The sequence below is a fragment of the Allobosea sp. RAF48 genome (assembly GCF_052114025.1).
GTDB lineage: Bacteria > Pseudomonadota > Alphaproteobacteria > Rhizobiales > Beijerinckiaceae > Allobosea.
Map to the genome: position 1 here is coordinate 660050 of NZ_JBFRDZ010000001.1, position 13510 is coordinate 673559.

Genomic DNA, 13510 nt, shown 5'->3' on the forward strand with positions numbered 1-13510 from the left:
CTCAACATGTTCTCTTGGTCGCGAGCACCGCGCCCGTCATTCCCGGGCGGCGCAAAGCACAGACCCGAGAATCTCGATCAAGAGATGCTCGGGCCGAGCCCGAGCATAACGTGCCCTGCCGGCAAACCCCGATTCGCTCAGCTGCGCCCTTCGGCAAGATAGCGCTTGGCGAGGAGCTTCGCCTCCTCCACCGCCGGCTGGTCGAAGGGATCCACACCCATCGCGTAGCCGGTGAGAATCGTCTCCAGCATGAAATGCATCAGCATCTCGCCATGGCTGGTCTCGTCGATCCGCTCGACGTGGAAGCGGCGGACAGCACAGCCGTTCTTGGCGAAGGTGTCGATCATGGCGATGCCTTGCGCCGCAACCATGTCGCCGATCGTCTTGCCGGCGAAATCGGCCTGCCCGATCTTCTCCGCCAGAGCCGCGTCGATCTGCGGCCCCTTGCCCTTCACGCCGGTGGTGATCACGGTGAAGAACTTGTCCTTAGGCCCGGCGAGATAGAGTTGCTGCTGCGAGTGCTGGTCGACGGGGCCGAGCGCGCCGACCGGCTGCGTCCCCTGCCCGTCCTTGCCGAGGCTCTCGGCCCAGAGCTGCATCCACCAGCGGGTGAGCAGCGCGAGCTTGTCGGCATAGGGCATCAGCACGGCGATATTCTTGCCCGATCGCATTGCGGCGAGATGCAGCGCAGCGCCGACCGCCGAGGGCGTCTCGCGGACGTCCTTGCCGGCGAAGAGCGGCGCCACCGCCCGCGCTGCGCCCAGCCGCAGCGCTTCGATGTCGAGGCCGAGCACGGCGGCCGGCAACAGGCCGCAATTGGTCAGGACCGAGTAACGACCGCCGACATCGGTGTGGTGTTCGAGGAAGGGCGTGCCGAAGGGCTCGAGCAACGCGCGCAGCGGATGCAGCTTGCCGGGCTTGCCCGGCTCGGAGAGCCCCTGGAAATGTTCGCCAATCTGCTGATCGGTGAGATGCGCGCCCCGCAGCGCCTCGATCGCGGCGATCGACTGCAGGAGGGTCTCGCCGGTGCCGCCGGATTTCGAGATCGCGACGAACTTGGTCGTCTTGAGCGGCAACCTGGCGAGCAGCGCCGCATAGGTGGCCGGGTCGAGATTGTCGATGAAATGGACGCGCGGGCCGTGCGCGAACTGCGAGAGGCCGGCGATGCCGTAGCCGGTGAGTTGAGCGAGCGTCTGGCCGCCGAGGCTGGAGCCGCCGGTACCGAGCACCAGGACATCGGTGGTGCCGCCAGCCTTCAACCGGTCGGAGGCAACCTTCACGGGGCCGAGGTCGGCGGTGTCGCTCGGCAGCTTCAGCAGCGGCAGCGAACCGTCCTTCGCCTGCCCCTGCAGCTTCGCCAACGCGGGCTTGAGATCGGCCAGCGCCGTCTCGAAGGCCGCGTCGGGAATGCCTCCCTTGCCGACCTTGGATTCGAGCGCGAGATCGAAGCTTTGCTGAAGCATGAAGACTACCCGTATCGACAAAGAGACGAAGGCTATTTCAGACCAGCCCGACCGGCTTGCCAACCGCCTGAACGAGCAGGTCGGGGTTGCCGAAGAGGCGCTGCGCGACGCGCTTGACGTCATCGAGCGTCACGGCCGCGAAGAGACCGTTGCGGCTGGCGAGGAAGTCCGGCGTGTCGCCGCGCAGCGCAAGAGCCAGCAATTCCCCGGCGATCTTCGGCGAGGTGTCGAAGCGCAGCGGATAAGAGCCGATGATATAGCGCTTGGCTTCCTCGACCTCATGCTCGGTCGGCCCGTCATGGGCGAGCTTCAGCATCTCCTCGCGGATCACCTTCATCGATTCGGCAGCGCGGTCGTTGCGGGTGGCGGTGCCGCCGACCAGCATGGCGCTCTCGCGCAGCGGCATCAGGCTGGAGGACACGCCATAGGCAAGGCCACGCTTCTCGCGCACTTCCATGAAGAGCCGCGAGGTGAAGGCCGAGCCGCCGAGGATATGGTTCAGCACGCTCGCGGGGATGAAGTCCGGATCATGCCACATCAGCCCCGGTCCGACGAAGCGCAGTACGGTCTGCGGCACGTCGAGATCTATGACATGGGTCTGGCCGAGCCCCTGGATCGGCAACGGCTGAGACGGGCGCGGGCGGGACACGCCCTGTGGCAGCGCACCGAACAACAGATCAAGGCGCCCTGCGAGTTCCGCCGCGGTGATGTCGCCGACCACGACGACCTTGAGGCCGCCGCGATCGAGCAATGCCGGCGTCAACGCCTTCAGCGCCGGAGCCGCGAGCTTCGAGACGCTGTCGACATCGCCCTTCTCGGGCCGGCCATAGGCATGGCCGGGGAAAGCCGCGGCGAAAAGCGCGTTGCGGCACATGACTTCGGGGTTCTTCGCTTGGCGCTGCAGCCCGGCGATGATCTGGGCCTGGACACGCACGACCGCGTCGGCATCGAAGCGCGGCTTGTTCAGCGCCAACGCCAGCAGCTCGAAGGCGGTGTCGCGATGGGTCGACAAGGTCTGGATATGGCCGTGGAAGTCGTCGCGGCGGGCTTCGAAGCCGAGGCTGATCGCATGATCGGCCAGCTTGCCCTGAAAAGCTTCGGCATCGAGATCGCCAGCGCCTTCGTCGAGCAGCCCCGAGATCAGATAGGCGCTGCCGGCCGCGTTTTCCGGATCACGGCTGGCGCCGCCGTCGAAGGCGAAATCGACCGCGATCAGCGGCAGGCTGTGCTCCTCGACGAGCCAGGCCTCGATGCCGCCCGGCGAGCGGACGCTCTGGACCGCGATGGCGGGGCCGGCCGTGTTGAGCTTGGGTGTCGGAATCGGCGCGTTCATGTCGCTTCCTGTCGGCGGAGCATGGCGTCCGCCCGTTCGGTGAGACGGCAAGTGTCAGGCGGGCAGCAGCAGGCCGGTGACGCTGCGATCAGGCTTCAGATAGCGGCGTGCTGCTTCGACCACCGCATCGCGGCCGACGGCCTCGATGCGCTGCGGCCAGGCGAGCACGTCTGCGACCGTCTCGCCGACGGCGAGCGCCGAGCCGAAGATGCGGGCCAGCGAAGCCTGATTGTCGCGGGCGAAGACCGTCTCGGCGACGAGCCGCGTGCGGGCCCGCGCCAGCTCCAACTCGGTCGGCCCCTCGGCCAGGAAGCTGGCGAGCACGGCGTCGAGCCCCGCCTCCATCGCCGCCATCTCGACACCGGGGCGCGGGCTGGCCGAGAGCTGGAAGGCGGCGCGGTCCACCATCGAGCCCATGAAATAGGCGCTGGCGCCGGCGGCGAGCTCGTCCTCGACACAGAGCTTGCGATAGAGCCGCGAGGTCGTGCCGCCGCCGAGGATCTCGGCGACGAGTTCGAGCGCCAGAACCTCTTCGCGATCTCCGGTCGTATAGGTCGGGGTCAGCCAGCCGCGGCGCAGCGAAGGCTGCTGCACGCGCGGGTCGTTCAGCGCAACCCGGCGCGAGGCGCGCGGCTCAGGCTCGATCGGGCGGCTGCGGACGGGTGGCGCGCCGCGGGCCGCGATCTTGCCATAGCTCTCCTCGGCGAGACGGCGCACCTCGGCGGCATCGGTATCGCCGGCCACAACGAGGATCGCGTTCTCGGGCGTGTAGAAGCGCTGATAGTAGGCGAAGGCGTCGTCGCGGCTCAGGCGCTCGATCTCGTGCTCCCAGCCGATGATCGGGGTGCCATAGGGGTGGTGGAAGAACAGCGAAGCGGAGAATTCCTCGCCGAGCTGGGCAGCCGGATCGGAATCGACGCGCATGCGCCGCTCCTCCAGCACCACGTCGCGCTCCGGTCCGACCACGCTCTCGTCGAAGGAGAGGCCGGTCATCCGGTCAGCTTCGTAATCCATCATCGCGCGCAGATGCTCTTTCGGCACGCGCTGGAAATAGGCGGTGTAGTCGTAGGAGGTGAAGGCGTTCTCCTGCCCGCCGTAACCGGCGACGATCTTCGAGAACTCGCCCGCCGGCCAGCGCTCGGTGCCCTTGAACATCAGATGCTCGAGGAAATGCGCGATGCCCGATTTTCCGGCCGGGTCATCGGCGGAACCGTTGCGATACCAGACCATATGGGTGACGACCGGCGCCCGATGGTCCTTCACGACGACGACGTCGAGGCCATTGTCGAGGCGGAAGGCTTCGACGGGGTCAGCCAGACCGGGCTGGCGCGCATGGATGTTCACCTGACGCGATCTCCTGCTCAGACACAAAGGGGCGGGCACGATGCGCCCGCCCCGAAAGAGAACTTGGTCAGCCGAGCCCGCTTCGGCAAGTGGCTTACCTCGGCCGATCTTGCAGATCAGCCTAGTCAGGCCTGACCAGCATCACCGGCCCCTGGCCCGTCGCGAACTCGCGCTGGCCGACAGCCTGCTTGTCCTCGACCGGGCCACCGCGCCCCGGGCCGATCGCAGCCGTGTCAGCCGGGCGGCGATAGCCGGTCGGCGGCTCGGTCAGCAGGCGGCGCTGCGGCTCGACGCCATAGGCCAGCGACTCTTCGGCGGCCTGACTGCGGCGAGAAGCGAGTTCGCGGCCGATGCGGATCGGCTGGATCTGGTTGTTGTAGTTGCCGTGTTCCTCGACGATTGTCGGCGCCTGTTCCGTGCGCGAAGTGCGGCCGCGACGCAGCTCTTCCTGCGACAGGACCGGGTTGTTGCGCGCTCTTTCCGACAGCGCATAGGGCGGACGATTGGCCTCGTCCTTGCGGCGCTGCACATCCGGATCGTTCGGCCAGGCGGCACTGCGAGCGCTCGCCGGATCCTGCGGGCGCGGCAGCGCCGAATTCGGCGGCACTACCAGCGGCGCACGCTCGCGATAATCGATGTCGTCGCCGGCCCCCTTGCCGCCGAAGGTGCCTTCGAGCAGGTTCTTGAACAGCATGCCCTCCTGCGCGAAGGCAGGCTGGGCCGCCAGCACGAGCCCGCCGGCGAGCAGCAGATGCGACACGCGGATGCGTTGCGCCATATCAAATCTCCCTTTGGACAATCTCGCATTCGCCTCAAGCATGGACGAGCGGCGAAAGGATGGCGAGACCGTCACTCAGCTGTCTTTTCCCCAGCCGGTCGGAATGACTCATACAGGAGCCCGACCACACCGACAACGATCGCGACATCGGCGATGTTGAAGATGTACCAGCTGAAGCTACCCCAATGGAAGTGAACGAAGTCCACCACCGCGCCGTAGACGGCGCGGTCGACGCCGTTGCCGAGCGCACCGCCGATGATCAGCGCGAGACTCAACACCGTCAGCGCACCCTCGCTGCGCCACATCCAGCGCCAGAGCCAGACGGCCGCGACGAAGGAGATGACGACCAGAAACCAGCGGCCGAGATCCGTGCCCTGCTGGAACAGGCCATAGGAAATGCCCCGGTTCCAGGCGAGCACGATCGTCAGGAAAGGCGCGAGATCGAACGGGCCGTTCTCGGCCAGCCCGACACCATAGAGCAGCCAGCATTTCAGGAGCTGATCCGAGACGAAGACGATCAGGACCGTGGCGAGGCCAAGGCGGCGGGCAGGCGTCATCAGGCGGACACCCCCAGCTCCTTCAGCGCCTTGGCATCGCGCGGCGTCACCTCCGGATAGGCGGCATCGGCCGTCTTGGGATCGAAATACTTCCAGGAACGAGCGCATTTGATGCCGGCGGCGCGATTCGACACCACCGCGACGCCCGGAACCTCGGCGAGGCGGAAGGCCTCGGCCGGCCCCTCCCCGTTCGTGATGCGGATATCGGAGGTGATGCTGATCTCGGCGAGGTCGACGCCGGAGAGAGCGGCATAGAGATCCGCATCGGAAACGAAGACCTGCGGCGCAGCCTCCAGCGAGGAGCCGATGCGCTTGGCGGCACGCTCCAGCTCCAGCGCGCCGGTGACGACGCGGCGCACGCGGCGGATCTTGCCCCAGCGCTCCGCCAGCTCGGGATTGAGCCAGCTCTCGGGCGCCTCGGCGAAGCGCTCCAGATGCACCGAGCCTTCGCCCGCCTTCTCCGCGGGATAGCGTTCGAGCCAGGCCTCTTCGGCGGTGAAGACCAGGATCGGCGCGAGCCAGGTCGTCAGGCAGCGGAAGAGGTGATCGACCACCGTCAGCGCGCTGCGGCGGACATGGCTCGAGGTCGGATCGCAGTAGAGCGCATCCTTGCGCACGTCGAAATAGAAGGCCGAGAGCTCTGTGTTCATGAACTGCGACAGCAGGAACACCACCTTCTTGTAGTCGTAGGTGCGATAGGCTTCCTCGACCTGCGGCCCGAGCTCGGCGAGGCGATGGAGCATCAGCCGCTCGAGCTCCGGCATGGTCTGCGGCTCCAGGACGCGGCTTTCCTCGCTGAAATGGGCGAGCGTGCCGAGCATCCAGCGCATGGTGTTGCGCAGCTTGCGATAGGTCTCGACGAAGGTCTTCAGGATCTCCTTGCCGATGCGCAGATCGTCGGAATAATCCGCCGCCGCGACCCACAGGCGCAGGATGTCGGCACCGGAATCCTTGATGATGTCCTGCGGCGCGGTGACGTTGCCCTTCGATTTCGACATCTTCTCGCCCTTCTCGTCCAGGCAGAAGCCATGGGTGAGGACGACGTCGAACGGCGCGCGGCCGCGCGTGCCGCAGCTTTCCAACAGGCTCGAATGGAACCAGCCGCGATGCTGGTCCGAGCCTTCGAGATACATCACCTTGTCGCGGCCGCCATCGACGACGCGATGCGTCTTGAGGTCGGCGCGCTTTTCCAGGGTGAAGGCGTGGGTGGAGCCGGAATCGAACCAGACATCGAGCACGTCGGTGACGCGCTCGTATTTCGCCGGGTCATAGCCGAACGGCTTCAGGAAGCGGGCGCCGTCGGTGTCGGTGAACCAGGCGTCGGCGCCTTCGGCCTCGAAGGCCTCCGCGATCGCGGCGTTGACGGCGGGATCGACGAGGACCTCCTTCGTCTCCTTCTCGACGAAGACGGTGATCGGCACACCCCAGGCGCGCTGGCGCGAAACCACCCAGTCCGGGCGGTTGGCGATCATGCCGGTGATGCGGTTCTCGCCCACCGCCGGCACCCACTCCGTCTGCTTGATGGCCTTCAGCGCGCGGTTGCGCAGCGTATCGGTGTTGCCGCCGGCGACGGGCTTGGGATCGGCCGCATCCGGCGCGCCACCCTCGCCGATCGGCTTGTCCATGGCGATGAACCATTGCGGCGTGTTGCGGAAGATGACCGGCTTCTTCGAGCGCCAGCTATGCGGATACTGATGCTTCAGCCGCCCGCGCGCGATGATGTTGCCTGCCTCGACCAGCGCCTTGATGACGACGTCGTTGGCGTTGCCCTTGTCGCCCTTGTCGGTGATGACCTGTGCGCCCTCGAAGCCCGGCGCCTCCTTGGTGAAGCGACCATCGGCATCGACGGTGTAGGGGATGCGCGTCTCGATGCCGCGCTCGGCCAGCATGCGGCCGTTCGCCATCCAGATATCGAAGTCCTCGCGGCCATGGCTCGGCGCGGTGTGGACGAAGCCGGTGCCGGCATCGTCGGTGACGTGGTCGCCGTCGAGGAGGGGCACGTCGAAGTCATAGCCCTTGCCGCGCAGGGGATGGGCGGCGATGAGCGCGGCAAGCTGCTCGGCCGGAACATCCGCGACCAGCTCGAAGGCTTCGACCTTGGCGGCCTTGAAGACGCTCTCGGCGAGGTTCTTGGCGAGGATATAGGTCGCGCCCACCTTGGCCCAGTTGTTCTCGGGCGCCGCCGTGACGCGGTAGAGGCCATAGGTGATCTTGTTATGGAAGGAGATCGCGCGGTTGCCCGGGATCGTCCAGGGCGTGGTCGTCCAGATGACGATCGACGCGCCTGCGAGCGCAGCAGGCGCATTCAGCACCGGGAACGGCACATAGATCGTGTCGCTCGTATGCTCCTCGTACTCGACCTCGGCCTCGGCGAGCGCTGTCTTCTCGACCACCGACCACATCACCGGCTTGGAGCCGCGATAGAGCTGGCCGGTCTCGGCGAACTTCATGATCTCGCGAGCGATCTGCGCCTCGGCCGGATAGGCCATCGTCAGATAGGGATCGTCCCAGTCGCCCTCGACGCCGAGGCGCTTGAACTCCTTGCGCTGGATATCGACCCAGTGCTCGGCGAAGGCGCGGCATTCCTTGCGGAACTCGACGACATCAACGTCGTCCTTGTTCAGCCCCTTGGCGCGGTACTGCTCCTCGATCTTCCATTCGATCGGCAGGCCGTGGCAGTCCCAGCCCGGCACATAATTGGAATCGTAGCCGAGCATCTGCTGCGAGCGCGTGACGAGGTCCTTGAGCACCTTGTTCAGCGCGTGGCCGATATGGATGTTGCCGTTGGCATAGGGCGGCCCGTCATGCAGGACGAAACGGTCCCGGCCCTGGCCTGCCTCGCGCAGCTTGCGGTAGAGGTCGATCTCAGCCCAGCGGGCGAGCAGCTCCGGCTCGCGCTGCGGCAGGCCCGCACGCATCGGGAACTCGGTCTGGGGCAGGAAGAGCGTCTGCGAATAATCGATGCCGTCACCTGCAGTCTGGGCGGCTTTGGCGTTGTTGGTCTTGTCGGTCATCTTCCGGCTCGGACAGTCGGGACGGCGGGCCATTCGGCGAGCCCAAGCGCGTCCACTCATGAAACGGGAAAAGCGGTCTTCAACCCGGACTGCGCAAGCGCCCACGCCTGTCTAGCGCGAGGCGGCAGCCGGGCCCGTAATTCGCCGGGAAAGATCGATCAGCATGGCGCGTTCAGCGGGCATGGAGGGCTTCTAGCAGGCGTGGCTCACGGAAGGAAGGGCGGCGCGTCGAAAGCGGGGGTCCTGGCCAGAATGTCGCGCGCGCGGGCGCTGTCGGCATCCATCTGCGTGATCAGAGCCTTGAGCGAGTCGAATTTCTCCTCGCCACGCAGCCAGTCGACGAAGGCCACGTCGACGCGCTTGCCGTAGAGATCGCCGGAAAAATCGAAGACGAAGGTCTCCAGCCGTGGTGCGCCGTCATCGAAAGTCGGGCGGCGGCCGAAGCTCGCGACGCCGTCGTGCCAGACGCCGTCGATCCTCATCCGCACCGCATAGATGCCGTGCCGCAGCTTGCAGTCGCGGGCGAGCTGCATATTGGCGGTGGGATAGCCGAGGTCTCGGCCACGCTTGTCGCCATGGGCGACGAGGCCGCGCACGAACCAGGGCCGCCCGAGGAACGCCGCGGCACGGGCAACATCGCCTTCTTCCAGCGCTGCGCGGATCAGCGTCGACGACACGGCCTCGCCCTGCCAGGCGAAGGGAGGCACGACGCGGACCGGGACGCCGGCCGTCAGGCAGTGAGCCTGCAACATCTCCGGCGAGCCGGTGCGGCCCTTGCCGAAATGGAAATCATAGCCGCAGACAAGGCCGGCAGCGCCGAGCCGGCTGACGAGCAGGTCGTCGACGAAATGCTCGGCCGTGATCGCTGCAATCTCGCGGTCGAAGGGCAGGACGAAGACCCGAGCCAGGCCCGCATCGGCCAGCAATTCGAGCTTGATCTGCGGAGGCGTCAGCCGGAAGACGGGTTCCTCGGGGCGGAAGACGCTGCGCGGATGCGGCTCGAAGGTGAAGGCGGCCGGCACCGTACCGAGATCGCGCGCCATGGCACCGGCCATGCGGGCGAGTTCGGCGTGGCCGCGGTGGACACCGTCGAAATTGCCGAGCGCGAGGACGGCGCCGCGCAGGCCGTCGGGAATGGGCTTGTCGAGGTCGAGGACCACGGCCGCCGGCTCGGAGCGCAACGGCGCATCGGCTGGGGAAGACATCGATGAGAAACGTCCGTCTGCCCGTGAAAGCCGGGCGATGGTCGTCTTTGCGGCGAAGCCCGGCAGGGCGTCAAGGCCGCCCCCCTCCGAACCTCTCAGGATTTGGGCTTCGGCGGCATCGCCACCCAGGCCTCGCCCTCCATCACCGCCTTGCCGTCGACGAGGCACTCGCAGAACAAGCGTGCCCGGCGGCGCTCGGCGACGAGTTCGACGACCTCGACCCGAGCCGTGACGACATCGCCGATCTTGACCGGGGCCAGAAAGGTCAGCGTCTGCGAGAGATACACAGCACCGGGACCGGGCAGGCGCGTGCCGAGCAGGGCGGAAACCAGGCTTGCCGTCAGCATGCCGTGAGCAATGCGCTGGCCGAACCTGGTGCCGGCGGCGAAATGGTCGCAGAGATGGATGGGGTTGGCATCCCCCGAAAGCTCGGCGAAGAGTGCGACATCGCGCTCCATCACGGTCCGCATCAAGCTCTCGGACTGGCCGATCGCCAGATCCTCGAAAGCGTGAACGGTGTAGAGTGTGCCGGGCCTCGGCTGAACGGTCATTGATCTCTCGTGGCTTGCAGGCGCACCCCAGCCCCTGTGCTCGATTGGCTTCATCATCTCGCAACTGCAAAATAACAGCAATTGGACTTTGGTGCGGAGCACCACCCTGCCCCACAGTCACTCGGCGATCGGATTAACCGCTTCGCAACACGCCGTCGGTATCACCGAATGCGAGTGGAGACCGCCTCGAACGGGCGGCGCGGTGTCGGTATGTTCCGACGCCACAACTGCCCTGCCTGGAGCATCGCAATGGCCCTCGATCCGTCCATGCCGATCCTCGTGGTCGACGATTACCAAACGATGATCCGCATCATCCGCAACCTGCTGAAACAGCTTGGCTTCGAGAACGTCGACGATGCCTCGGACGGCTCGGCCGCGATCGCGAAGATGCGCGACAAGAAATATGGCCTCGTGATCTCCGACTGGAACATGGAGCCGATGAGCGGCTTCGAGCTGCTGCAGAAGGTGCGGGAAGAGACCACGCTCTCCGAGACGCCCTTCATCATCGTCACGGCCGAGTCGAGAACCGAGAACGTCATCGCGGCCAAGAAGGCCGGCGTCAGCAACTACATCGTGAAGCCGTTCAACGCGCAGATGCTGAAGACCAAGATCGAATCGGTGTGCGTCGCCGCCTGACGCATCGGACCGACAAGTAGCATCCACTTTCCGGAGACATCCGGCGCGGCAGTGGAGAGCTAGATCACCCTCACCAGACCAGATGCGGCATGGCATAGGCGGGGCGATGCGCCTGCCGGCCGAACCAGCCGTGACGCTCCTCCCAAGACGCCTCCATCAGATCCTGGGCATGGATACCTGCGAGCACCATGATGCCGGCGGCGCCGAAGCCTGAGGCGCCGGCGATATCGGTGCGGATGGCATCGCCCACCGCGCAGATCCTGTCCCGGGCGATCGCCGCTCCGCGCTTCTCCTCGGCTGCGGCCAAAGCCGCCTCATAGATCGGCCCGTGGGGCTTGCCGGCATAGACCACCTGCCCACCGATCTCCTCATAGGCCAACGCGACCGAACCGGCACAGGGAATGATGCGCCCGCCGCGCTCGACGACGAGATCGGGATTGGCACAGATCAGCGGCAATCCGCGTGCGGCGAATCCGGCCAGCAGCTCGGCATAGGTCGCCGCCGTGTCGTTCTCGTCGTCGAACAGCCCGGTGCAGAGCACATAGGCGGCTTCCGCCGGGGCGGTTTCCCGGACATCGAGACCGGCGATCAGCGGCAGGTCCCGATCGGGACCGAGCCGATACATCGGCTCGCCGGCGCGCGCGCGGATCAGGGAGCGGCAAACATCGCCGGAGGTGACGATCGCATCCCAGGCTTCGCGCGGCACGCCGAAACCGTCGAGCTGATCGATGATGACATCGCTCGGACGCGGCGCGTTGGTCACGAGAACGACGCTGATCCCGCGCTCGCGCATACGCATCAAAGCCACGAGCGCGTCGCGATAGGCGGCGACGCCGTTATGAACCACGCCCCAGACATCGCAGAGGCAGAGATCGAAGCGGTCAGCGACCTCGGAGAAGCCCGAAAGCGGGATGGTGGAAGCGATCCCCAATGGCGACACTGTCTCGATCTCCGGCGGCTAGAGGAGGCATCCACGCCTCACCGAAGCTGGTCTAGACGGGATTCGCCGGGAGCGGAACCGGATGTTGCACCGCGGCGCGCATCAGGCGCTGGCCCGGCGCAGCACCGAGCGGAACGGCAGCCGTTCGGGCCGGCTTTCTGCGGGCGCTGCGGCCGGAACGGAAGGCAGCCCGGCAACCGCGGCCGGGCGCACGACGTCGTTGGCGGCTCCAGGCTGCGGAACCTGCGGAGCCGAGACGGCAGGAGAAGGCGCAGGAGCCGCCTCCGGTTCCGCAAAGACTTCGGGCTTGACCGGGCGCGGCGGGGAGAACGCCTGGCCCTGCCCCATCGTGACGCCGAGCTCGATCATATCTGCAGCCAGCGGATTGTCCTCGACATGCTCGGCGACAAGCGTGATCGACGCTCTGCCCAGCATCGCCGCAAGATCGCCAGCTGCGATATCGCTGACGACCTTGCCCTCGGCATGGTCCCGCAGCAGCGTCGCCGGAGCCTTGATATACCGCATCCCGCGGTCGAACAGGGCGCGCGGATCGAGCCGCAGGTCGACGACATGATCGAGCGCGAACCGCACGCCATTCGCCGACATCGCGCCGAGCAGGCCGAGGCTCGTCGGATCGAGGCTTCGGAAGACGGTCTGAGGCATCTCGATGACGAGATGCCCGGTGTGCTCGCGATATTTGTCGAGGATGCGCGTCAGTGCCGCCAGGGCACGTGACGAGCCCCAGGTCGCTGCGCTGAAATTGCAGGAGACGAAGATGCCTCCATCCTTCGAGGCGAGATGGCGGGCGATCGCCAGGGCCCGTGTCAGGACAAGCGCGTCGAGCGTCGGCCCGAAGCCGCGGGTCTCGACGGTGTCGAGGAACTCGTGCGGCAGGAGCAGGGTGTTCTCATCGAGTCGCAGACGCGCCAACGCTTCGTAGCCTTGCGTGCGGCGCTGCGGCAGCGACACGACCGGCTGAAGATGGACTTCGATACGCCCTTCGCTGAGCGCCCGGCCGATGAGCGCGGCGCGCTCGGCCTCGGCCTCTTCCTGCGCCGCCTTGGCGGCGGCGGCACGCTCGGCGGCCTGCTGCTCGGCGCGGGCGCGTCGCACCGCCTCTTGATCGAGAACCACTTCGGGAATGGAGGGTGCGGGAAGCGCCGGCGCGGCAGCCGCCGGTTCGGGCAGCCGCGCCAAGACCGCTTCATGGTCGGAGAGCGTCGTGGCTACCTGATGGATCAGATCGCCGAGCAAGCCAACCTCGGCGGTGAGTTCATGAATTGCGGCCCGAGCCGGCGCGGCATCGACATCCCGCATGGGCATCTGCTCGACCCGCTGCGACAATGCGTCGAGCCGGATCGCGTTGGTGGCCAACCTGACCTTGACCTCTCCGAGTCCGGCCAGCGCCTGCTCGTGCCTGGCAAGACCGCGACGCTCGAACGTCCGCATCGCGACCAATACGCCGGCGCCGGAGGCAAGCAGTCCCAGCGCCGTCCCCAGCCCGCCGGGCAAGAGAATCGTCAGGACCGCGCCAGCGGAAAGCCCGGTGATGGCACCGGCGAGAGGAGGCAGGGCTTTCAGGCGCAAAGGGGCCACGGCAGCGTTCGCGCTAGAAGGGTTGATCGGAAATTGGGAACGAATCAGAACGTTAAGCGGCAGATTACCCGTGCGCGCCGCGTTATGCGAGCA

The 13510-nt window shown here is 66.7% G+C and carries 11 protein-coding genes; 1 reads left to right on the plus strand and 10 read right to left on the minus strand.

Annotated elements, in window-relative coordinates:
- Positions 1 to 137 precede the first annotated feature (137 nt).
- The 8 genes from AB4Z10_RS03190 to AB4Z10_RS03225 all read right to left on the minus strand — a co-directional run bounded on the left by AB4Z10_RS03190 (position 138) and on the right by AB4Z10_RS03225 (position 10245).
- A complete protein-coding gene (locus tag AB4Z10_RS03190) occupies positions 138 to 1463 on the minus strand; it encodes a glucose-6-phosphate isomerase (protein ID WP_441468901.1) in 1326 nt (441 codons plus the stop codon).
- Between the two features lie 37 nt (positions 1464 to 1500).
- A complete protein-coding gene (locus AB4Z10_RS03195; RefSeq protein ID WP_441468902.1) occupies positions 1501 to 2796 on the minus strand; it encodes a M16 family metallopeptidase in 1296 nt (431 codons plus the stop codon).
- Positions 2797 to 2850: 54 nt separating this feature from the next.
- The gene (locus AB4Z10_RS03200; RefSeq protein ID WP_441468903.1) at positions 2851 to 4140 is read right to left on the minus strand and encodes a M16 family metallopeptidase; all 1290 of its coding nucleotides are present in this window, start codon (positions 4138 to 4140) and stop codon (positions 2851 to 2853) included.
- A 121-nt stretch (positions 4141 to 4261) separates the two neighbouring features.
- Positions 4262 to 4918, minus strand: a complete 657-nt coding sequence (locus AB4Z10_RS03205; protein ID WP_441468904.1) for a hypothetical protein — start codon at positions 4916 to 4918, stop codon at positions 4262 to 4264.
- A gap of 71 nt (positions 4919 to 4989) precedes the next feature.
- Complete coding sequence (gene lspA, locus AB4Z10_RS03210; RefSeq protein ID WP_441468905.1) at positions 4990 to 5475, minus strand: signal peptidase II; 486 nt, start codon at positions 5473 to 5475, stop codon at positions 4990 to 4992.
- Positions 5475 to 8489, minus strand: a complete 3015-nt coding sequence (ileS, locus tag AB4Z10_RS03215) for an isoleucine--tRNA ligase (protein WP_441468906.1) — start codon at positions 8487 to 8489, stop codon at positions 5475 to 5477. Before ileS ends, lspA begins: the two co-directional genes overlap by 1 nt.
- A 206-nt stretch (positions 8490 to 8695) precedes the next feature.
- Positions 8696 to 9694 (minus strand): bifunctional riboflavin kinase/FAD synthetase, encoded by a 999-nt coding sequence (locus AB4Z10_RS03220; protein ID WP_441468907.1) that lies wholly within the window; start codon positions 9692 to 9694, stop codon positions 8696 to 8698.
- A gap of 95 nt (positions 9695 to 9789) precedes the next feature.
- Complete coding sequence (locus tag AB4Z10_RS03225; protein ID WP_441468908.1) at positions 9790 to 10245, minus strand: MaoC family dehydratase; 456 nt, start codon at positions 10243 to 10245, stop codon at positions 9790 to 9792.
- A gap of 249 nt (positions 10246 to 10494) precedes the next feature.
- Here AB4Z10_RS03225 and AB4Z10_RS03230 point away from each other — a divergent pair, with 249 nt between their 5' ends.
- Positions 10495 to 10881, plus strand: coding sequence for a response regulator (locus tag AB4Z10_RS03230; protein ID WP_441468909.1), 387 nt, complete (start codon positions 10495 to 10497; stop codon positions 10879 to 10881).
- Between the two features lie 70 nt (positions 10882 to 10951).
- On the opposite strand, the gene AB4Z10_RS03235 is transcribed toward AB4Z10_RS03230, so the two are convergent.
- Together AB4Z10_RS03235 and AB4Z10_RS03240 are read right to left on the minus strand one after the other, a co-directional pair.
- Positions 10952 to 11821, minus strand: a complete 870-nt coding sequence (locus AB4Z10_RS03235) for a TIGR01459 family HAD-type hydrolase (protein WP_441468910.1) — start codon at positions 11819 to 11821, stop codon at positions 10952 to 10954.
- A gap of 102 nt (positions 11822 to 11923) precedes the next feature.
- On the minus strand, positions 11924 to 13417 hold the full coding sequence (locus tag AB4Z10_RS03240; protein WP_441468911.1) for an EAL domain-containing protein: 1494 nt from the start codon (positions 13415 to 13417) through the stop codon (positions 11924 to 11926).
- Positions 13418 to 13510 lie beyond the last annotated feature (93 nt).